Origin of the sequence: Microbulbifer variabilis (genome assembly GCF_020524905.1) — a bacterium.
Lineage (GTDB): Bacteria > Pseudomonadota > Gammaproteobacteria > Pseudomonadales > Cellvibrionaceae > Microbulbifer > Microbulbifer variabilis_A.
Map to the genome: position 1 here is coordinate 50,034 of NZ_JAIVKI010000014.1, position 21,099 is coordinate 71,132.

18 protein-coding genes are annotated in these 21,099 nt (G+C 53.1%); 5 read left to right on the top strand and 13 right to left on the bottom strand.

Translation table 11 applies throughout. The annotated features are described in order from the left end of the window. Nucleotides 1-182: 182 nt before the first annotated feature. Nucleotides 183-515: a helix-turn-helix domain-containing protein gene (locus tag LC073_RS15345; RefSeq protein WP_226648174.1), complete on the top strand. Its 333-nt coding sequence runs from the start codon at nt 183-185 to the stop codon at nt 513-515. Continuing rightward, the gene (locus LC073_RS15350; protein WP_226648177.1) at nt 505-1,527 is read left to right on the top strand and encodes a tyrosine-type recombinase/integrase; all 1,023 of its coding nucleotides are present in this window, start codon (nt 505-507) and stop codon (nt 1,525-1,527) included. The genes LC073_RS15345 and LC073_RS15350 overlap by 11 nt, the downstream gene beginning before the upstream one ends. A gap of 317 nt (nt 1,528-1,844) precedes the next feature. Here LC073_RS15350 and LC073_RS15355 read toward each other — a convergent pair whose 3' ends face one another. The 13 genes from LC073_RS15355 to gyrA form a co-directional block, all read right to left on the bottom strand. Beyond that, nucleotides 1,845-3,782: a polysaccharide biosynthesis protein gene (locus LC073_RS15355; protein WP_226648179.1), complete on the bottom strand. Its 1,938-nt coding sequence runs from the start codon at nt 3,780-3,782 to the stop codon at nt 1,845-1,847. A gap of 60 nt (nt 3,783-3,842) precedes the next feature. Continuing rightward, the gene (locus LC073_RS15360; RefSeq protein ID WP_226648180.1) at nt 3,843-4,733 is read right to left on the bottom strand and encodes an MraY family glycosyltransferase; all 891 of its coding nucleotides are present in this window, start codon (nt 4,731-4,733) and stop codon (nt 3,843-3,845) included. 159 nt (nt 4,734-4,892) lie between these two features. Next, the gene (locus tag LC073_RS21830; protein ID WP_319004732.1) at nt 4,893-5,195 is read right to left on the bottom strand and encodes a ComEA family DNA-binding protein; all 303 of its coding nucleotides are present in this window, start codon (nt 5,193-5,195) and stop codon (nt 4,893-4,895) included. A 141-nt stretch (nt 5,196-5,336) separates the two neighbouring features. Beyond that, nucleotides 5,337-6,047 carry an orotidine-5'-phosphate decarboxylase gene (gene pyrF / locus LC073_RS15370; RefSeq protein WP_226648182.1) on the bottom strand — a complete coding sequence of 237 codons (711 nt, stop codon included), beginning with the start codon at nt 6,045-6,047 and terminating at the stop codon, nt 5,337-5,339. 48 nt (nt 6,048-6,095) lie between these two features. Next, a complete protein-coding gene (lapB, locus tag LC073_RS15375; protein WP_226648184.1) occupies nt 6,096-7,286 on the bottom strand; it encodes a lipopolysaccharide assembly protein LapB in 1,191 nt (396 codons plus the stop codon). 1 nt (nt 7,287) lies between these two features. Further along, on the bottom strand, nt 7,288-7,596 hold the full coding sequence (locus tag LC073_RS15380) for a lipopolysaccharide assembly protein LapA domain-containing protein (protein WP_226648186.1): 309 nt from the start codon (nt 7,594-7,596) through the stop codon (nt 7,288-7,290). Nucleotides 7,597-7,715: 119 nt separating this feature from the next. Continuing rightward, nucleotides 7,716-8,024: an integration host factor subunit beta gene (gene ihfB / locus LC073_RS15385; protein WP_226648188.1), complete on the bottom strand. Its 309-nt coding sequence runs from the start codon at nt 8,022-8,024 to the stop codon at nt 7,716-7,718. A gap of 139 nt (nt 8,025-8,163) precedes the next feature. After that, a complete protein-coding gene (gene rpsA, locus LC073_RS15390) occupies nt 8,164-9,843 on the bottom strand; it encodes a 30S ribosomal protein S1 (protein WP_226648190.1) in 1,680 nt (559 codons plus the stop codon). Nucleotides 9,844-10,016: 173 nt separating this feature from the next. Next, complete coding sequence (gene cmk, locus LC073_RS15395; protein WP_226648191.1) at nt 10,017-10,706, bottom strand: (d)CMP kinase; 690 nt, start codon at nt 10,704-10,706, stop codon at nt 10,017-10,019. Nucleotides 10,707-10,774: 68 nt separating this feature from the next. Beyond that, nucleotides 10,775-13,006 (bottom strand): bifunctional prephenate dehydrogenase/3-phosphoshikimate 1-carboxyvinyltransferase, encoded by a 2,232-nt coding sequence (locus LC073_RS15400; RefSeq protein ID WP_226648192.1) that lies wholly within the window; start codon nt 13,004-13,006, stop codon nt 10,775-10,777. Then, complete coding sequence (gene pheA / locus LC073_RS15405) at nt 13,006-14,109, bottom strand: prephenate dehydratase (RefSeq protein ID WP_226648193.1); 1,104 nt, start codon at nt 14,107-14,109, stop codon at nt 13,006-13,008. The genes LC073_RS15400 and pheA overlap by 1 nt, the downstream gene beginning before the upstream one ends. A 42-nt stretch (nt 14,110-14,151) precedes the next feature. After that, nucleotides 14,152-15,231 (bottom strand): 3-phosphoserine/phosphohydroxythreonine transaminase, encoded by a 1,080-nt coding sequence (serC, locus tag LC073_RS15410; protein WP_226648194.1) that lies wholly within the window; start codon nt 15,229-15,231, stop codon nt 14,152-14,154. Between the two features lie 166 nt (nt 15,232-15,397). Beyond that, a complete protein-coding gene (gene gyrA / locus LC073_RS15415; protein WP_226648196.1) occupies nt 15,398-17,959 on the bottom strand; it encodes a DNA gyrase subunit A in 2,562 nt (853 codons plus the stop codon). A 189-nt stretch (nt 17,960-18,148) separates the two neighbouring features. Here gyrA and LC073_RS15420 point away from each other — a divergent pair, with 189 nt between their 5' ends. The 3 genes from LC073_RS15420 to LC073_RS15430 all read left to right on the top strand — a co-directional run bounded on the left by LC073_RS15420 (nt 18,149) and on the right by LC073_RS15430 (nt 21,094). Continuing rightward, nucleotides 18,149-19,474: a TRZ/ATZ family hydrolase gene (locus tag LC073_RS15420; RefSeq protein ID WP_226648257.1), complete on the top strand. Its 1,326-nt coding sequence runs from the start codon at nt 18,149-18,151 to the stop codon at nt 19,472-19,474. 246 nt (nt 19,475-19,720) lie between these two features. After that, the gene (gene ubiG / locus LC073_RS15425) at nt 19,721-20,422 is read left to right on the top strand and encodes a bifunctional 2-polyprenyl-6-hydroxyphenol methylase/3-demethylubiquinol 3-O-methyltransferase UbiG (protein WP_226648198.1); all 702 of its coding nucleotides are present in this window, start codon (nt 19,721-19,723) and stop codon (nt 20,420-20,422) included. 12 nt (nt 20,423-20,434) lie between these two features. Beyond that, complete coding sequence (locus tag LC073_RS15430) at nt 20,435-21,094, top strand: HAD family hydrolase (RefSeq protein ID WP_226648200.1); 660 nt, start codon at nt 20,435-20,437, stop codon at nt 21,092-21,094. Nucleotides 21,095-21,099 lie beyond the last annotated feature (5 nt).

Genomic DNA, 21,099 nt, shown 5'->3' on the forward strand with positions numbered 1-21,099 from the left:
ACTGATAACTTGTGAGTCTATTTTTAATGCTCTAGAGGTTTAGAATCAATACTTTTTTGTAACATTTCTTATCTTATGGCGCTTTTTTCAACGGAAAAGTATTGATGTAATGACTTTTCGTTTCTAAATGTGTGCTTTTTAGGCTAAATTCCGCCCCCAACACGCAACAGAGGGGGGTAAAGATGAACGAGCTGCCTACAGATAGCGCTGGTGGGAGACTGCGGATAGTTAGAGAGGCCGTAGGGTTGACACAAGCTGACTTTGCCAAAAAGCTGGATTTGAAAACCCATCAAATAAAAAACATTGAATACGGCACTTCTCGAATTTCTGAAGATGTATTCGCAATAATCGGGCGAGAGATGCCGGAGCTTCTGCCCTGGGTTGTGTATGGCGGTACAGCTTCTATTGAGCAGCTAAGACAAAGCAAAAGTGATTTTTGTAAGTTACTACTAGCCCGTCTAGATATTGGTCTTGTTACTAATGCTGCCTTTTTGGAACCCCAGAATGGCGATTAAGAAACTTGATAGCGGACGCTGGCAAGCAGATATCCAGCCTCAAGGGCGTGGTGGGCGTAGGGTTCGCAAATCATTTGATACCAAAGCAGAAGCGATAAGATGGGAACGCGCGCAATTTGCAGCCGCTGACAAAGGCGAGTGGACTCCTCCCAAAAAAGACAAACGAGGACTGCGCGACCTGATAGAAGAATGGTTCAAGTTGCATGGGCACACCCTAAAAAAAGGTGAGGAGCGCAGAGACTATTTACTATCCCTTTGCCAGTTAATGGGTGAACCATTGGTAAAAGAGATTACTCCAGGGTTTTATGCCGAGTTTCGCCAGAAACGACTACAAGGTGAATTAAAGGCAAATAATAGACATCAAGGTCCAATCTCAGCCAACACCTGTAACCATGATTTGGCGTACTTACGCGCGGTTTTTAATGAGTTAATACGCCTGGGAAAATGGCAAGGCGAAAACCCCCTTGCAGGAATCCGGCGATTAAAACATGACGACCAAGAGCTTAGTTTTCTCGACCAGGACCAGATTCACACGCTGTTAAGTGCTTTAAAAGAAAGTGGCTCAAAACACGCTTACCTAGTAGCCAAAATATGTTTGGTAACTGGCGCCCGCTGGAGTGAAGCCCAGAACCTACGCGGAGAGCAGATCCGCAACTGTCGAATAACTTTCTCGCGTACTAAGAGTGGAAAAGTTCGCTCTGTTCCAATCAGTGAGACACTAGATAAGGAAATATTCGCGGAAAGGTCCCGAACCGGCCCCCTATTCCAATACTGTTATAAGGCTTTCACCAGAGTATTAGGGGCTTGCAATATCCAGCTCCCTAAAGGACAGGCTAGTCACGTACTGCGGCACACCTTCGCAAGTCACTTCATTATGCGCGGCGGGAACCTACTCACGCTCAAGGAAATTCTAGGCCACTCTGATATAAAAATGACCATGCGATATGCGCACCTGTCGCCAGAGCACCTAGAGGACGCAATATCTAAAAATCCCCTTGCTGAGATTGCATAGTGTCAACAAGGTGTCAACGCGGATGAATAATAGAGAAAAACAAAGGGGGTGAACCCCTTGTAATAGCTAGATTTTGAGCTTTACAGATCACTAAAGATTATCTGATTAATGGACTGTTAATCATTGGGTCGCTGGTTCGAGCCCAGCAGGCGGAGCCAAATAAAAACCCCACATAGCATGCTATGTGGGGTTTTTTCTTGTTTGTACACGCTGTATTTTTCACTACCCCGCCAAATTAAGTTAGCCCCATGCTTAATAAAACTGGGGCCTCCAGGGGAAATGCTATCAGCGTAAAACTATCACTATCTTAAGCCGCCCTAACCAGTAACGGGAAGTCGCTCAACGGTAGCCATTTTTACTGGAGCCCGCACTTTAACAGAGCAGGACCAAACTGCATCGACTAAGCCTTGCTTAGAGGTATAACCACTTACCGATTCAGACAAAATCTGATGGACCTTCTCACAGTGATGTTCAGCGCAAGCCTGCCTCAGCATCGCAATTTGCGAACGCAAAATATCTCTATCCAGAAACTCCTCTTCCGCCCGCATAATCATCGGGTGGTCGGTGCCCGAAACATTGTCGCCGAGCAACAGCTCCTCGTAGAGCTTTTCCCCAGGACGCAAACCAGTCACTTGAATCTCAATATCGCCATCAGGGTTTTTCTCATCCTTTACAGAGTGCCCCATAACCCTGATAAGTCGTTCTGCAAGGTCGTAAATCTGTACTGGCTCTCCCATATCCAATACAAATACATCACCATTGCGCCCCATATTACCCGCCTGCAAAACAAGCTGGGCAGCCTCGGGAATGGTCATAAAGTAGCGAGTTACCTTGGGATGGGTCACAGTAACGGGGCCACCCGCATTAATCTGATCGGTAAACAAGGGGATAACCGAGCCAGAGGACCCCAGTACATTACCAAAGCGGACCATACAGACCCGCATTTTGCTGGAGTGACGCCCAAAATCCTGACACACCAGTTCGGCGAGACGTTTCGTAGCCCCCATCACATTCGTTGGGCGTACGGCCTTATCAGTGGAAATCAGAACGAACAGCTCCACCTTAGACCCTTCTGTAGCCTCCAAAACTGACAGAGTGCCCAGCACATTATTGTCTGCCCCCAAAACGACATTCTGCTCAACAAGCGGAACATGCTTATAGGCAGCGGCATGATAAATAGTATTTACCGAAAAGCCTTTAATGATGTCTGCCATCCGCACTTTATCCCGGACATCACCCAGCAATGCAGTCACCTTGAGCTGGTACCCTTCATCCAACTGCTGCTGGCGAAGCTCACGCTCGATTTGGTAAAGAGCATACTCAGAGGACTCCACCAGCACTAGGTGAGCGGGTCTCCATTGGGCGATCTGCCGGCAAAGTTCCGACCCAATAGAGCCACCGGCACCAGTAACCAGCACCACCTTGCCGCTAATAGAGCCTGCTATCAAAGTCTTTTCGGGCTCCACCGGAGCCCTACCTAAAATATTCTCGTAGGTTTGAGACATATCTTCGGTGCGGCCCGCCGCATCAACCAGCTCTTCCACACCAGGGATGGCCTTGACCACCAACCCCTGCTCACGAAGCCCCCTCGCAATTTCCCGACGTCGGCGCTTGGGCACGCCGGGCATCGCCAGCAAAACCTCAGCAATATCAAGGTCAGCAACAACGCTAAGGATATTTGCCGGGGAATAAACCATAACTCCATCAATCAGGGTCTTCTGCTTAGAGGTGTTATCATCAAAAAAGGCGACGGGCTTATAGATCTCACCATGAAGCAACGCCTTATAAACCTGTAAACCAGCTGTACCAGCGCCATAGATTGCCACGCGAGTCTTGTGGATTTCCAAGGCCATCTGATAGTAAATCCTGACCAGCCAGCGAGATCCACCCACAGCAATCAGTGCAAAGCACCAGTAGATAACTGGGACTGAACGAGGGACGCCCGCAGTCGTCAAATAAGAGGCTACTGCAAGCAAAATTGAGGATGCGGTAACCCCCTGGAGCACGGCGATAACTGCTTTCTGCCCCATATAGCGAATAACCGTGCGGTACAAACCGAGCTTAAGAAAGATAAAGCTACTGGAGCAGATGGTGATAACCAGGCAGGCTAGCATTGGCAATGTCACGGCCTCAGCAAAGCCATTCAGCCGAATTGCCATAGCGATAAAAAAGGCAAGGCTCAACATCGCAAGGTCAAACAGCAACATCATTGTCGGCTTCTTGGCCCTATCAAATTTTCGCCAAATACCTATCACAGGATTACTCCAAACATAAAATCAACCAATCCCTGGCACCCATTCGAGCGGCCAGCAAAGTCAAGCTGCCGCCAAGGCGACAAAAGCGAATGCAACACTAGATGCAGCAAGCATCAACACCAGTTGCAGATTTAGCGTTTTTCTCACCCCAATGCGGAGTGCCAAGCGCTGGTAAAAGTGCTCTCGGTGGGCCTCCCACCAGCGCTGCCCAGTGACTACTCGACGCAATAATGTATAACTGGCATCCATCCAAAATGGGCTAAAAACAATGATCGGGAACCATAACTGAAAGGCTCCCCTTTGCCACCCAAACACGCTTAAAGCGAATACTGCCAAGCCAATACCTGTCGACCCCGCATCCCCCATAAAAATTCGTGCAGGCGGCCAATTAACGTGCAGGAAAGTCATTGTGCACGCCACAAATAAGGCACACACACCGACTAACTCCCAATCACCAGCCAAAAAGCATGCCAGGCCAAGAGATAAAAAACCGATCACAGTCATACTGCCGGCAAAACCATCCATGCCGTCCATGAAATTGTACAGATTGATCATCCAAACCCCCGCCAGAACAAGGGCGGGGCACCACCACCAGTCCACTGCTTTGGGCAGCGAAAGAATAATCAGTAAGGCAGCGATTAACTGGGTAGCGAAACGTACCCGAGCAGCCACATGCCGCACATCATCTATTGCTGAAACAGCGAGCAGCAGGAAAAAAGACATATAAACTAGCAAAGGGAAAGACGCAGGCCCCACAGCTAAGCCCAGGCCGCAACCTGCCAGCAGTGCCCAACCACCAGTGCGAGGAACCGGGGCGCTATGCATGGAGCGATGATTGGGCACATCCAGGGCCAAATTGTGCATACGCGACAGCAGGACTGATGTCATGCCATAACTTAATACTCCCCCAGCAAGCAAGGGGAGCACCCAGGCTAACAATGAACCTGTCAAACCTTTCTCCTTCAACACCTACAATTGACGCCACATAGCGCTAAAACCCAAACCTCAGAACAAGCGCTGGCATCAATTCGCAGCAGAGGAGAGCTGAAGCACAGAAGCACCCTACCCAATCAACAAAGGCGGCTCCTCCTCGCCCCTAACCCAAGGCAACTACAATCGAATCCGCTCACGATTCTTGTCGAGCGTCGCCGCTCCAATCCCTTTGACATTGAGCAACTGATCTAGCGATGTAAAGGGACCATGCTGCTCCCGATACTCAATAATCAGTTGCGCTTTGGTCTCACCAATGCCAACAAGTTTTTCCGCCAGCTCTGCCGCAGATGCACTGTTTACATTGACCGCAATAGAAGCTTGTTGCGCAACCTCAATTTCATCAGCAAATAATGCCGATGAGGAAAAAAATGAAAGGGCAATTGCCAATAATACAGAAAATAACGGATGAGCTTTTATCATGATCGACTCCCAGTGAAAGTGATTTGGTTTCACATTGGGACTGCTTTACCTCCCCAAGCCGGACCATGATACCAACAGGCCATATAAGACTACTGCAAAGGCTTATTACACTACATGACACCCAGTCAAAGCAAACAAACCTTATTTTCCTGCAATTTCAGCCAATATATCTTGCAAGGCTGCCAGGGGGTCCTCTGCCGCCGTGATTGGTCGGCCGATTACCAAGTAGTCAGATCCTTGGCTCAATGCCTCAGAGGGGGTCAGCGTGCGTCGCTGGTCGCCGACATCACTGCCAGCAGGACGAATTCCAGGGGTCACCAGCGCAAAATCCGAGCCAAAGGCTGCTTTTAGCGCTTCAGCTTCACGGGCAGAGCAGACCACACCATCAAGGCCACAGGACTGAGCCTGAGCGGCCAGGTTAAGTACCTGTTCCTTCAACGGCTTACCAACCCCAGTTGCTGCAAGCTCTTCCGGGGTGGTACTAGTCAGCACAGTGACTCCGATCAGCAACGGCTTACCCTCACCAAACTCACTCAACGCATCGGCAGCCGCTCTCATCATGCGCTCTCCGCCACTAGCATGCACGTTTACCATCCAAACACCCAGACGCGCTGCTGCCCTTACTGCTGCTGCAACGGTGTTGGGGATATCATGAAATTTCAAGTCGAGAAAAACCTGAAATCCGCGATCAACAAGGGCACGAACCAGATCTGGTCCCGCAATAGTGAATAATTCCTTGCCAACCTTTACTCGACAAAGAGACGAATCTAACTGATCCGCCATAGAGAGCGCGGCAGCGGCGTTGTCATAATCGAGGGCGACAATAACCGGGGAAGAGACTTGAGAATGCAAAGAAATACCTCTTAAAAAATTAGATTAGAAAGCGATCGAGGAAACCCATCACTCCCCCTCAATCCCCTTGACTGAGTGGACAGAATCCCAATGCTTACAGCTTGGGCATAACCAGTGCAACTGGTTTCCGGAGAACCCGCAATTACTGCAACGATAGTGCGGACGACTGGCGATCAGTTGATCAATCAATGTTTTCAGCAGGGAGAGATTTTCCTTCGACCTGCCTTGTGTCGTGCCGATATATAAATCCAGAAAACGACCAAGTCCGCGCAACGACGGGCGTAGAGCAAGCTGCTTCCCCATAAAGGCTGCCGCAGCGGCTTCGCTATCCTGCTCTTGAATCCTGCCAGTAAGGGCGATCAGCACACTATTCGAAGGGTGCTCCTTGAGGAGTGACTCAAGATAGCGATCCAACCCTTTTCCATCACCCTGCTCGACATAGCAGGTGATTAAAAGCTCCAGAATTTCTGGAATATAGTCAGGGCTTTGCTTGGGAATCCGCTGTAACACCTTGATGGCATCCCGCTGCTTACCGAGCAAATATTCAAGACGCGCCCACAGCAAGCAGGCTCTGACCGAGCTGCGATCATACCCCATAGCTGCATCGAGATGTTTCCGGGCACTCAAATAGTCTTTGCCTGCAATAGACTCCTCAGCCAACTCACAGCAAAAGTGCGCCTGTATAGGGGCCCAGTCGGCGGACAATCGCTTGAATCGGCGACCGTGCAAAAGGTTTACCGCATGAATGGCTTTGGCCCATTCTCTCTCATCCCTATAAACCTCTATTAAGTGCTCGAGACTGGTTGCCCGCAACTCCTGTGAGGTCTCAACCAGCTCCTGCAGAAGTCGCTCGGCCCTGTCTAACCAGCCAGCGGCGATATAGTCGCAGGCCAGCTCGAATTGGGCTTTATGCTGACTCTGTCTTGATAGGCTGGGACGCGCCAACAGGTTCTGGTGGACCCTGATAGCCTGATCGTACTCTCCCCGTCTACGCAAGAGATTACCCAAGGCCAGGTGTGTATCGAAAGTGACCGGACTTACCTCAAGAGAATCGATAAACTTCTCAATCGTATCATCGTGGTGCTCACTCAGCAGGTAATTAAGCCCCTGCGCATAAGAGCGGGCTAGGGACTGCTCCCGCTCACTAAAATCGGGCTTTTTCCTGGAACTACCGCGACCCAATACCCAACCGATAGCAACAGCAGTCAACAGAAAGAAGAAGTAGGCAAGATCCAGCAAGTCAGTCTCCGGAAGCCTTTCGGTGAACGGCTTGCAGTTCGCGCTCCATCTTTTTGAGCTGCTTGCTCAAACCTCGAACGCGGCGATGCTGGGAGAAAATCGGTAAAAGACTGGCAAGAAAGCCGAGCAAAACACCCAGCAACAACATACAAATTAGCCAAACCCCAACACTACCGGGCTGCAAGGAGTAGCCCGCAATAACCGGGGATATCACCTGGGAGTTTTCCACCGCAAAATAGATACCGAGAGCAACGCAAACCAGGGCCAAAAGACCGAAAAAAAAGTGCATCAGCCAGCGCAGAAATGACAAGGGAACCTCCACGTTCCACAAAAGATTGGCTCAAACTAGCGGCCACAAGGATTTTCAGGCGAATGATACTGCCATTTTGGAAGCTCCACCCCTCTGATCCGGCAATATCCGAGATGCAATCATACTTCGATCCCAGCCACATCGTGCATGCTGCGATTTACTCTGTCGCGCAATTCCTTGCCGGGCTTGAAATGGGGAACATATTTACCCGCCAACGACACAGCATCCCCCGTTTTAGGGTTCCGCCCTGTACGCGGTGCACGGTAATGCAGTGAAAAACTGCCAAAACCTCGTATCTCAATGCGTTCCCCCTGCGAGAGGGAATCAGACATGGTATCCAACATCACCTTCACCGCCAGTTCTACATCCTTAACTGGCAGCTGATCCAACCTCAACGCAATCCTTTCGATCAGTTCGGACTTGGTCATGCGCTCCGCAACCTTTGTAAGTCATTGATTTTCTGGAGAGAGCGCCAATCATCTAATAGAAAGCCGGACTGGGCAACCCCAGTCCGGCTTTCTGGTCACTCCAAGCACTAAACTTGGAGTGGTGAACACTCAAAGACGATTAGTCTTTGTTGTTCATCTGTGCCTTGATCAGGTCACCGATAGTAGCGGGCTGAACTTGCTCAGACTGCTTCTTGCTGTGATCCTTGATGGCTTGCTTCTCGTCATCCTGATCCTTGGCTTTGATGGACAGGCTGATCACGCGGTTCTTGCGATCCACGCTGGTGATCTTGGCCTCAACCTCTTCGCCTTCTTTCAGAACGTTGCGAGCATCTTCAACCTTATCGCGGCTGATTTCGGAAGCACGCAGAATGCCTTCCACTTCATCCGCCAGGGTGATTACCGCTTGCTTAGCATCCACTTCCTTAACGATACCATTCACGATGCTGCCGCGATCGCTGGTGGATACGTAGTCGGAGAACGGATCGGACTCCAGCTGCTTGACCCCCAGGGAGATGCGCTCGCGCTCGGAATCAATACCCAGGATAACAGTCTCGATCTCGTCGCCTTTCTTGAACTTGCGAACAGCTTCTTCGCCAGCTTCGTTCCAGGAGATATCGGACAGGTGTACTAGACCGTCGATGCTGCCATCCAGACCAATGAAGATACCGAAGTCAGTGATGGACTTGATCTTACCGGAGATCTTGTCGCCCTTAGCGAATTTACGCGCAAAGGCATCCCACGGATTTTCCTGGCACTGCTTGATACCCAAGGAGATACGACGACGCTCTTCGTCGATATCCAGGATCATCACCTCTACCTCGTCGCCCACCTGAACAACTTTGGAGGGGTGGATGTTCTTGTTGGTCCAATCCATTTCGGAAACGTGCACCAGACCTTCCACACCCTCTTCCAGCTCGGCGAAGCAGCCGTAGTCGGTCAGGTTGGTTACAACCGCCTTCACGCGGCTGTTTTCCGGGTAACGCTGCTTGATGGATACCCAAGGGTCTTCGCCCAGCTGCTTCAGGCCCAGGGATACACGGCTGCGATCGCGATCGAACTTCAGTACTTTCACTTCGATTTCGTCGCCAACATTCACGATCTCGCTCGGATGCTTGATGCGCTTCCAAGCCATATCGGTGATGTGCAGCAGGCCGTCGATACCACCCAGATCTACGAAAGCACCGTAGTCGGTCAGGTTCTTAACGATACCCTTAATGCTCATGCCTTCTTGCAGGCTTTCCAGCAGCGCTTCACGCTCTTCAGAAGTTGCAGCTTCCATCACGGCGCGACGGGAAACCACTACGTTGTTACGCTTGGCATCCAGCTTGATAACCTTGAACTCGAGCTCTTTACCTTCCAGGTGCGCGGTGTCGCGAACCGGGCGAACATCGACCAGAGAGCCGGGCAGGAATGCGCGGATATTAGCAACATCGACAGTAAAGCCACCCTTAACCTTGCCGCTGATAACACCTTTAACCACTTCGTCAGCTGCGTGAGCTGCGTCGAGGATTTTCCAGGCTTCAGCGCGCTTGGCTTTTTCACGGGACAGACGGGTTTCACCGAAACCGTCTTCTACAGCTTCCAGGGCAACCTGTACTTCGTCGCCCACCTGCAGCTCAACTTCGCCCTTGTCGTTGGCGAACTGTGCGGCAGGGATAACGCCTTCAGACTTCAGGCCCGCGTGAACGGTTACCCAGTCTTTGTCTACGTCAATGACAACACCAGTGACGATAGCGCCCGGTGCCATTTCAACGCTTTTCAGGCTCTCTTCAAATAGATCAGCAAAGCTCTCGCTCATTACATTACCTATAGTGCTGGGTCCAGCCGTTAGTAACTGTTGAGTTTAGTCAACCGCCAGCCAGGACCCCAACCGCGATGCCAGAACGCGGGTCGGATTACAACAACGGCCGGGCAATTCTGGCAAAACCCGGCCGCTATCGTTAAAAACTATTTGCTACTGGCTACTATGGCTCAGAGCGCGATTCGCTCCTGCACCAGTGCCATTACTTTACAGAGAACATCCTCGATCCCCACCCCAGTACTGTCGAGCTCTACCGCATCCTCAGCGGGAGCCAGGGGGGACGCTTTTCGATTCATATCCTGTGCATCACGGGCACGGATGTCCTCCAGCAGGTCGCGGAGGCTAACAGAAACCCCCTTCTCCCGCAACTGCGCTTCACGCCTCCTGGCGCGCTCCTCCGCGCTGGCGGTTAAATACACCTTAACGGGGGCATCAGGGAATACGGTGGTACCCATATCGCGCCCATCCGCTACCAAGCCTGGCTGGAGCCTAAAGTCCCGTTGACGCTGCAGCAGTGCGGCTCGCACGCCCGGGATCGCAGCTACCGTAGAGGCCGCCATACTCACCCGCTCCATTCGGATTTCATGGCTGACCTCCCGCCCCTCCAACAGGACCTGCAAGCGGCCATCGCTTATCGGAAAGCAAACATCCAAATCTTTGGCTACCTGAGTTAGCGCTTCCTCATCGGCGAGATCCACCCCTTTTTCCAGGGCGGCCAAGGCTGCAGCCCGATAGAGCGCACCTGAGTCCAAAAGAGCAAAGCCCAGCCTGTCGGCTAGCAACTTTGCGATAGTCCCCTTGCCTGAGCCACTGGGGCCGTCAATTGTGACGACCGGTGGCAGCTTGCTTGTATCATTCATAGTTATTCGTACAACTCTACTTCATCGTTAGCCGCGCCAACCGGCTCCCTCCATAAAGGTACCTTAGGTCAAGCTAACTGCAGCCTAAGACCTGAGCCAACTGCCAATTCAGCAAAATTCGGAAAGGAGGTCGCCACATTGGCACAGTGGAGGATACGAATTGTATCCTTTGCACGCAGCGATGCCACCGCAAAAGCCATGGCGATACGGTGATCGCCCAAACTATCCACAGTACCACCGGAAAATACCGCTTTTTCCAGAGAGCCATTGATCACTATTCCGTCCCCGGTAGGCGCTGCACTTACCCCCAAGGCAGCAAGGCCATCGGCCATTGCCTGAATACGATCACTCTCCTTTACCCGCAACTCTTCGGCACCGGTCAAAACTGTTTGCCCCTGCGCACAAGCCGCGGCAATAAATAGTGCAGGGAACTCATCAATAGCCAATGGCACCTGATCTTCTGGAATGGCAACCCCCTTTAAAGGCGCATAGCGAACCCGGATATCCGCTACTGGCTCTCCGCCGACGGTGCGTTTATTTGAAAGCTCAATATCGCCACCCATGGCCCGAAGGATATTGATTACTCCATCGCGCGTCGGGTTGATTCCCACATGCTCCAGGGTCACATCCGCCCCCGGAGAAATAGCCGCAGCCACCATAAAGAAAGCCGCTGAAGAGATATCCGCCGGCACATCAATACGACAAGCCTTCAATTCTCCATTCCCTTGCAGTGTCGCGCGAGCACCATCTCGCTCCACCGAATAACCAAAGCCCTGCAACATGCGTTCGGTATGATCGCGAGTAGGAGCAGGCTCCACAGTACTGGTCTCACCTTCTGCATAGAGGCCGGCCAGCAATACCGCAGATTTCACCTGAGCACTTGCCATTGGCAGCCGATAGTCGATCCCTGAAAGACGCTTGCCACCTTTAATCAGCAGCGGCGGATGCCCCTCCGGACCGGTTTCGATAGCCGCGCCCATTTCACGCAATGGATTGGCAACCCGGTTCATAGGGCGTTTAGAGAGGGACTCATCACCGGTCAAAGTGACATCAAAATTCTGACCCGCGAGTAAACCAGCAAGCAGGCGCATAGAAGTCCCGGAGTTACCCAGATAAAGAGGGCCCGGTGGTGCCTGTAAACCCTGGAGTCCCACCCCATGTATCGTCACCCGGCCCTTATCCGGCCCCTCAATCACCACCCCCATATCGCGGAAAGCCTGCAGAGTGGCAAGAGCGTCCTCTCCCTCCAGGAAGCCCTCGACTTCTGTCACCCCTTCAGCCAGAGAACCCAGCATAATTGAGCGGTGTGACATGGATTTGTCTCCCGGAACACGGAGTTTGCCACTCACAGTGCCACCCGGCTGCACGATAAAAGTAACTTCCTTAGCTTGCATAGGTTCTGAATACGCTTGTTTCGCCAACATTTTTGTAAAGTGATCCCGCGCGGCTTTAGCGCGGGTAAATACCCCCATCAGTGCCGAGCTATCACCGGAGGCAATCGCACTGCGCAGGGAGGAGAGGTTGAGGCTGTAGAGATCAATCGCCTTTAAAATGGCATCACGGTTAGCCAGCATAATATCCCGCCACATCACAGGGTCGCTGGAAGCGATGCGAGTGAAATCTCGAAAACCCCCAGCGGCATAGCGGAAAATATTTTCATTCTCAGCATCATGGGCCAAGGTATCAACCAGGCTAAAGGCGATCACATGGGGGAGATGGCTGGTCGCGGCCAGCACCTCATCATGCTCTTCCACCGACATTTTCAATACTTCAGCTCCGGCGGCCTGCCACGCCTGAGCCACCCGCTGCAGATGATCGGCATCGGTGTCATGGGCTGGAGTGAGAATAACGCGGTGATCGCGATAGAGGTCATCGCGCGCAGCGCTTACCCCACTATTCTCGGAGCCGGCAATAGGGTGCCCTAACACCAGATAATTCGGTACCCTGCCCCAAATTTTTTCCGCCGCACTCTGCACACTTCCCTTAACACTGGCACCATCAGTGACAGTCACACCTTCAGGCAAATGTTCCTTCAGCTGCGCAAATACCGACTCCACTGCGAGAGTTGGCACCGCAATAAAAATCAGATCTCCTGCTTCTAAAAGCTCGAGCGCTTGCGGCAGGCTTGTATAGGCACGATCGACTACACCCAACCTCTTTGCCTGCTCGCAGACCTCCTCCTGAAGTGCCACACCGATCACCTCACGGCAGGCCCCCGCCGCCTTGAGGGCGAGCGCAAAGCTGCCGCCAATAAGGCCGACCCCCACAACCAACAAACGGCCAACACGCACCTGTCCCATCACAATACGCCACGCGGGTAAGATCCAAGTACCTTTAGGTCTGAAGCGCAGGCCCCGACCTCTTTTAGCGCCTCAGCAATATCTTTCGTATCGCGGTGACCTTTAAAGTCGACAAAAAACACGTAAGTCCAGTTGCCGGACTGAGAGGGGCGCGTCTCCACCCTGGTAAGGTCGATATTGTAACGGCGGAAGGGCTCAAGCATATCGTGCAGCGCACCTGGCTCATTGCGCATGGAGACCATCAGAGAGGTCTTATCATCGCCACTGGCAGGTACCTGCTGAGTGCCAACGATCAGGAAACGTGTGGAGTTATCCGGGCGGTCCTCAATTTTCTCTGAGAGCACTTTCAGGCCATACAGATCGGCCGCCATATCCCCGGCGATTGCCGCGGCGTTCCACTCCCCTTTAACACGCTTGGCCGCATCCGCATTACTGGAAACCGCCACCCGCTCCACGTTCGGATAATGAGCATCCAGCCATTTGCGGCATTGCGCCAAACTCTGGGCATGGGAATAAATACGCGTGATCGACTCCGGCCGGGTCACGTCGGAAATCATCAGATGATGATGAATACGCAACTCCACCTCTCCACAAATACTGAGATTGGAGTTCATAAAATTGTCCAGGGTGTGATTAATCACCCCCTCGGTGGAATTTTCAACGGGCACCACGCCGTAATTTACAGCGCCGGCCTCCACCTCGCGGAAGACTTCATCAATGGCCGCCAGCGGACGACTCTGCGCGGAATTGCCAAAATGCTTTAGGGCTGCCTGCTGAGTAAAGGTACCTTCCGGCCCGAGATAAGCCACCTTGACCGGCTCCTCTAGGGCGAGGCAGGCGGACATGATCTCGCGGAAAAGCCTCGCCATTTCCTCATCAGTCAAAGGGCCTGCATTGCGCTCCATAGCGCGGCGTAACACCTGTGCCTCTCGCTCAGGTCGGTAGTAGAGCGCATCCTCCCCGGTTGCTTTTTTTACCTCAGCCACCTCCAGAGCACAGCTGGCTCGCTCGCTGATTAGTCGGGCGATCTCGGAGTCAATGTCATCGATACGATTGCGCAGCTCCAGCAGGCGCTGGTCACCACTCACGGTTTCCTCTGTCATCCGCTTTTCTACTTTTTCCTTGATTCAATAATTACTTGATCTCTAGCCTCTGCGGGACTCAAAGTCCGCCATAAAGGCCACCAGCGCCTCTACCGCCTCAAAAGGCACAGCGTTATAAAGGGAAGCGCGCATCCCCCCCACAGAGCGATGCCCCTTCAAGCTGAGCAACCCAGCGTCCTCGGCCTCGGCTAAAAACTGCTTATCGAGTCGTTCATCGGCCAACACAAATGGGATATTCATCCGCGAGCGGCTGGACTTTTCCACCGGGCTGGAAAAGAAATCGCTACTATCGATAAAGTCATAGAGCAGAGAGGACTTTTTAGCAGCCTGTTGAGCCATAGTTTCAACGCCCCCCTGATTCTTGAGCCACTGAAAAACCAGACCGGAAAGATACCAAGCGAATGTGGGTGGCGTGTTATCCATGGAGCCGGCATCTGCAGCGACTTTCCAACTCAAGCTACGCGGAATATCTTTCATCGCTCGATCCAGGAGATCATCGCGAACCAAGGCGACCGCTATACCGGAGGGGCCAATATTTTTTTGCGCACCGGCATATATCACACCGAATTTTTCCACGTCGATCGGACAGGAAAGAATGTTAGAGGACATATCCGCAACCAGGGGGCAATCCACCTCAGGAACATAGTCGAACTCGATACCGCCGATGGTCTCGTTGGGCGTGTAATGAAAATAGGCCGCCCCCTTACTCTGCTGCCAGCTGTCCTGCGGCGGGGCATAGCTAAAATTGCGATCCTCACTGGACGCCACCACATTGACCTCACCATAACGCCGAGCTTCTTTAATCGCCTTGGCCGCCCACTGCCCGGTGTGGATAAAGTCAGCCTGTTTAGAGCCCGCGCCGAGCAGGTTCCAGGGCACCGCACTGAACTGTCCGGTAGCTCCACCTTGTAAAAACAGCACCTTATAGTTATCAGGCACCTTAAGAAGGTCGCGCAAATCCTGCTCCGCACGTTCAGCCACCTCGACAAATTCTGGCGAGCGGTGGCTAACCTCCATCACTGAACAACCCAGACCGCGCCAATCCAGCAGCTCCTGCTGTGCCTGCTGCAAAACCGGCTCAGGTAGAGCGGCGGGACCAGCGCAGAAATTGTATTTCCTCATGACCTGACTTCCACAAACTAAAAATGGTTTCAAATTCAACTAGATGTGCCGACGCACAAACCGCCATTCAGGGAGATGGGTATCACGCTTTCAGGCATTTTTTAGGGCACCAGAGGCAAGAAAGGCCGCGATAATCGCAGCCTTTCTTTTGGTACCTGAGGGTGGGTCACTCTGCCCCACCGTTATCTTCAACTTCTTCCTCAGTCTCTTCAATACGCCCGAGGCCCACGAGCTTTTCACCGCTCTTAAGCCGAATGACGCGTACCCCCTGGGTATTGCGCCCCAGGACAGAAACCTCGTCGACGCGGGTGCGCACCAGGGTACCCTGATCGGAAATCAACATCATTTCCTCGCCTGGGTGTACCTGACAGGCACCCACTAAGGCACCGTTACGCTCGCTCTCGGCAATCGCGATAACACCCTGAGTGCCACGCCCCTTGGTCGGGAATTCACTGATGGCAGTACGCTTACCGTAACCGTTTTCAGTAGCCATCATCACAGAGCCGCCCTCTTCCGGGATCACCATGGCGATCACTTCCTGGCCCTCCTGCATGCGGATACCGCGCACACCGCGGGATACACGACCCATAGAACGAACATTGGCTTCGAAGAATCGCGCTGCCTTACCGGCGCTGGTAAGCAGCAGCACATCGCGCTCACCATCGGTCACCGCTGTGGCAACGAGACGATCTCCTTCTTCCAGTTCGATAGCGCGCAGACCCACGCTGCGCGGACGAGCAAAGGCAGTGAGCGGAGTCTTCTTAACCGTGCCGTTAGCAGTGGCGAAGAAGATAAAGTGATTTTCATCGTACTCGGATACTGGCATTAGGCTGCTGATACGCTCGCCTTCTTCCAGCGGCAGCATATTGACTACCGGCCGTCCGCGCGAAGCGCGACCGGCAGTGGGCACTTCGTAAACTTTGAGCCAGTACACCTTGCCCTTGTTAGAGAAGCACAAAATAGTGTCGTGGGAATTGGCAATCAACAGGTGCTCGACGAAATCTTCATCCTTCACCTGGGTTGCCGACTTACCCATGCCGCCGCGACGCTGGGCCTGGTAATCAGTCAGGGGCTGGCTCTTGGCGTAGCCACCGTGAGAGATCGTCACCACCTTATCTTCCGGGGTGATCAAATCTTCTACGGTCAGATCTTGACGGGAGGCAACGATATCGGTGCGGCGCTCATCGCCAAAGTCCTTTGACAGCTGTTCCAGCTCTTCGCGGATCACTTCCATCAGGCGCTCGAAGCTGCCGAGGATATGCAGGTATTCAGCGATCTGCTCCAAGCGATCCTGGTATTCCACCAGCAGCTTGTCATGCTCCATACCGGTGAGGCGGTGCAGGCGCAGCTCGAGGATTGCCTGAGCCTGGGCTGGGGACAGATAGTAGGCGTTATCGCGTAGACCAAACTCCTTCGGCAGATCATCCGGGCGGCAGGCATCGGCACCGGCGCGCTCCAGGAACTGCTGCACATCGCCCACCGGCCAGCCTTTGGCCAGTAACGCTTCGCGGGCATCCGCCGGAGTGGCGGAGGATTTGATCAGCTCGATCACCGGATCAATATTGGCGATGGCGATCGCCAGACCTTCGAGAATATGGCCACGCTCACGGGCTTTGCGCAGCAGGTAAACGGTACGGCGAGTCACCACTTCCTGGCGGTGACGCACGAAGTGCTCGAGCAGCTCTTTCAGGTTCAACACTTTGGGCTGGCCGTCGACCAGAGCCACCATATTGATGCCGAACACACTCTCCAGCTGGGTTTGGGAATAGAGGTTGTTCAAAACCACATCGCCCAACTCACCACGCTTCAACTCAATCACTACGCGCAGTCCATCTTTGTCGGACTCATCGCGCAGCTCAGAGATACCCTCGATCTTTTTCTCTTTCACCAGCTCTGCGATACGCTCGATCAAGCGCGCCTTATTCAGCTGATAGGGGATCTCGGTAATAATAATTGTTTCGCGATTGCTCTTATCATCGCGAATCACATCCGCTTTGGCGCGCACATAGATACGCCCACGCCCAGTGCGATAAGCCAAGAGTATCCCGGCGCGGCCATTGATGGTTGCCCCGGTGGGGAAGTCCGGCCCAGGGATATACTCCATCAAGTCGTCAACAGACAGCTCGGGATTGTTGATCAATGCCAAACAAGCGTTGACAACCTCTTTCAGGTTGTGGGGGGGGATATTAGTGGCCATGCCCACGGCAATACCCGAAGAGCCGTTCACCAACAGGTTCGGCACGCGGGAGGGCAGCACCTCGGGCATCTGCTCGGAGCCGTCATAGTTATCGACAAAATTGACGGTTTCTTTATCCAGGTCAGATAGCAGCTCGTGGGCCAGCTTATCCATGCGAATTTCGGTATAACGCATGGCAGCCGGGCTATCGCCATCGATAGAGCCGAAGTTGCCCTGGCCATCCACCAGGGTGTAACGCATAGAGAAAGGTTGGGCCATACGCACAATCGTGTCGTAGACCGCGGTATCCCCGTGTGGGTGGTATTTACCGATCACATCGCCAACGACACGCGCTGACTTTTTATAAGGTTTATTCCAGTCGTTTTTAAGTTCGCTCATAGCGAAAAGCACACGGCGGTGTACCGGCTTGAGGCCATCGCGTACATCCGGCAGTGCGCGCCCGACGATCACGCTCATGGCGTAGTCGAGATAAGACTGCTTGAGTTCTTCTTCGATATTAATCGGAGAGATTTCTTTGGCTAATTCGCCCATGGCTTACGGCGTTCCTTTTTATAGCGCGGGCATGTGTACTGAGCCCGGATAAGCGGGCGATTCTAGCACAGTTTGACGTCTTTGGACCGGCTGCCATACGCTCTTCTGGACCAATACTATCCCCTGTTGCCGCAAGCGGTCTCTACCGCTAAAGTAAATCCCCACCTTAACCGCCGCCGCCAAATTTCCATGCCCCAAGCAATAGATACCCTAATCCATGCGCGCTGGATTATCCCAGTAATCCCCGAGCAAAAAGTGTACGAGAATTGCTCCTTAGCCATTGAGCACGGACGGATCGCCGCCCTACTGCCGTCGGCCGAAGCCAAAATACGTTTCAAGGCAAAACGGGAAGTGGAGCTCGCACATCACGCCCTGATCCCCGGACTGATCAACACCCACAACCACGCGCCCATGACGCTGTTGCGAGGCTATGCCGATGACCGCCCCCTCAAGGAATGGCTGGAAAAGCATATCTGGCCGACGGAACAGCGCTGGGTAGGGCCTGAATTTGTCGCGGATGGCAGCCGCCACGCCATTGCTGAAATGCTGCGCTCGGGAACTACCACCTTCTCAGATCAGTATTTCTACCCGGAAGCCGTCGCGACTGCTGTCCGAGAGACGGGTATCCGCGCACATATCGCCTTTCCGATATTGGACGCGCCCACCCCCTGGAGCCGACACGCCGAAGAAGCCCTGCATAAAGGGTTGGCACTGCGCGACGATTATCGTGCCCATGAACGTATTGAAGTGGTTTTTGCACCACACGCCCCTTACACCGTCGGCGACCAGACCCTGGAAAAAATCGCTGTGTGTTCCGCCGAGGCTCAAATTCCCGTGCAGATACATCTGCACGAAACTTACCAGGAAGTAGAAAACGCGCTGAAGCAAAATGGAGAACGCCCCACCGAGCGGCTACAGCGTCTTGGCCTACTGAGCCCGCAGACCCTCTGTGTACACATGGTGGCAACCAATGAACGGGATATAGAGTTGTTGAAAACCAGTGGTGCCCATGTGGCCCACTGCCCATCATCCAACCTCAAATTGGCCTCCGGCTTCTGTCCCACCGTCGAGATGCTTGATGCCGGTATCAATGTATCACTGGGCACTGATGGCGCCGCTAGTAACAATAGTCAGGACCTGTTTGCCGAGGCCAGTACCGCCGCATTACTGGCCAAGGCTGTCAGTGGCAGGGCCACCGCACTTCCCGCTCACCAGGCGCTGGCAATGGCCACCATCAATGGCGCCCGAGCCCTTGGTATTGAAGAGGAAACCGGAAGTCTGGAAATTGGCAAGAGCGCCGATATTGCCGCGATCAACCTATCCGGCCTGGAGCAGCAGCCGGTACACGACCCAATGTCCCAACTTATTTATGCCAGCGGCGGGCACAATGTCAGCGACGTTTGGGTTGCGGGCAAGCAGTTATTGGGGGAGCGCCAATTACTCACCCTGAACGAGACTGAGGTAATCCAGCGAGCGCAACTTTGGCGTGATAGAATCGCCGGCCATTCGCGTTAGGCGCGAACCGGACACTGCGATTCAATATAGGAATCAGCCGCTAATGAACCTTTAATTAGGCAATTTAATGGATGTACTTCATCTCTTTTATTGCCGTCCGCGAAGTACTGGAGTGGTTATTAAACCTCCCTGTTTTCTCGGACTTTTACCGGCCAGCTAACAACTGGTTACGGCACCCCCGTGCCGAGATAACCCGTAGCTGCATTTATTTACGGGTTAACAGCGACGGAGTTTGCAGAGAAATTCATGAGTAATGTAGATCCCACGGAAATCGCCAAATTCGAGCAACTCGCCAGCCGCTGGTGGGATAAAGAAGGCGAATTTAAACCGCTGCACGAAATTAACCCATTGCGCGCTCACTACGTTGACAAGTACGCTTCAGTGGCCGACAAAAAACTGCTGGATGTCGGCTGCGGCGGAGGGATTCTGGCTGAGGCTATGGCCCAGCGAGGCGCACAGGTAACCGGGATTGATATGGGCGAGGCCCCTCTCAACGTTGCCAAATTACACGCTATGGAAAGCGGTGTATCGGTAAATTATCGGCTTATTGCTGTGGAAGAGCTTGCCGAAGAAGCACCGGAAGGTTACGACGTTGTCACCTGCCTGGAAATGCTCGAGCATGTACCCGATCCAGCCTCAGTGATCCGCGCCTGCGCCAAACTGGTCAAGCCCGGCGGACACTTGTTTTTCTCGACCATCAACCGCACCCCCAAAGGCTGGCTTTTTGGGGTGGTGGGAGCGGAATATATCCTACGCTTACTACCCAAAGGCACCCACGAATACAGCAAGTTTATCCGACCCTCGGAAATGGGTGCCTGGCTTCGTCAGGCGGGACTGGAATTGCGAGATATCACCGGCATGACCTATAACCCGGTTACCCGCAACTATAAACTCAACCCTCGCGACGTCGATGTCAATTATCTGATGTATGCCAGCAAACCCGAATAAGCGAACCATACAATGAAAGCCGTTTTATTTGACCTGGATGGCACACTCCTCGACACCGCACCGGACTTTATTGTCGTGCTCAACCAGTTACGGCATCAGGAGCAATTGCCTCCACTGCCCGACCAGGTAATCCGCGGCACAGTCTCCAGCGGCTCGAGGGCATTAGTCACCTTGGGGTTTGGCAAACAAGAAGGTGATCCAGAATTTGCCAGCCTTCTGCAACGCCTGCTGGATCTCTACTTGGCGCACCTCGCAGAGCAAACCGTACCCTTTCCCGGCATAGAGCCGTTACTGGATACACTCGCGCAAAATGAAATCCCCTGGGGCATCGTCACCAATAAACCCGAAGCGTTTACGGTACCGTTGATGCAGGCATTTGAATATCTGCCTCCGGCCTCTGCAGTGATTTGCCCCGATCACGTAAGCAAGTCAAAACCAGATCCAGAAGCCATTTTGCTTGCCTGTAGTAAAATTGGATGCACCCCAGCAGACGCCGTCTATATCGGAGATCACCAGCGGGATATCATTGCCGGCCAACGTGCGGGCATGCCGACTATTGCTTGTGCATACGGTTATATCGATGCATCTGACGATCCCGCCAACTGGGGTGCCGATCACCTGGTCAACTCAGTGGATGAAATCTGGCCCTTGCTTCAGCAACATTACATTTAACCTTC

Coding starts and splice junctions, on each gene's coding strand:
- LC073_RS15350 (WP_226648177.1), top strand. CDS start 505: ATGGCGATTAAGAAACTTGATAGCGGACGCTGGCAAGCAGATATCCAG.
- cmk (WP_226648191.1), bottom strand. CDS start 10,706: ATGAATGATACAAGCAAGCTGCCACCGGTCGTCACAATTGACGGCCCC.
- gyrA (WP_226648196.1), bottom strand. CDS start 17,959: ATGGGCGAATTAGCCAAAGAAATCTCTCCGATTAATATCGAAGAAGAA.
- serC (WP_226648194.1), bottom strand. CDS start 15,231: ATGAGGAAATACAATTTCTGCGCTGGTCCCGCCGCTCTACCTGAGCCG.
- LC073_RS15430 (WP_226648200.1), top strand. CDS start 20,435: ATGAAAGCCGTTTTATTTGACCTGGATGGCACACTCCTCGACACCGCA.
- LC073_RS21830 (WP_319004732.1), bottom strand. CDS start 5,195: ATGATAAAAGCTCATCCGTTATTTTCTGTATTATTGGCAATTGCCCTT.
- LC073_RS15400 (WP_226648192.1), bottom strand. CDS start 13,006: ATGGGACAGGTGCGTGTTGGCCGTTTGTTGGTTGTGGGGGTCGGCCTT.
- rpsA (WP_226648190.1), bottom strand. CDS start 9,843: ATGAGCGAGAGCTTTGCTGATCTATTTGAAGAGAGCCTGAAAAGCGTT.
- ihfB (WP_226648188.1), bottom strand. CDS start 8,024: ATGACCAAGTCCGAACTGATCGAAAGGATTGCGTTGAGGTTGGATCAG.
- LC073_RS15345 (WP_226648174.1), top strand. CDS start 183: ATGAACGAGCTGCCTACAGATAGCGCTGGTGGGAGACTGCGGATAGTT.
- LC073_RS15420 (WP_226648257.1), top strand. CDS start 18,149: ATGCCCCAAGCAATAGATACCCTAATCCATGCGCGCTGGATTATCCCA.
- pheA (WP_226648193.1), bottom strand. CDS start 14,109: ATGACAGAGGAAACCGTGAGTGGTGACCAGCGCCTGCTGGAGCTGCGC.
- ubiG (WP_226648198.1), top strand. CDS start 19,721: ATGAGTAATGTAGATCCCACGGAAATCGCCAAATTCGAGCAACTCGCC.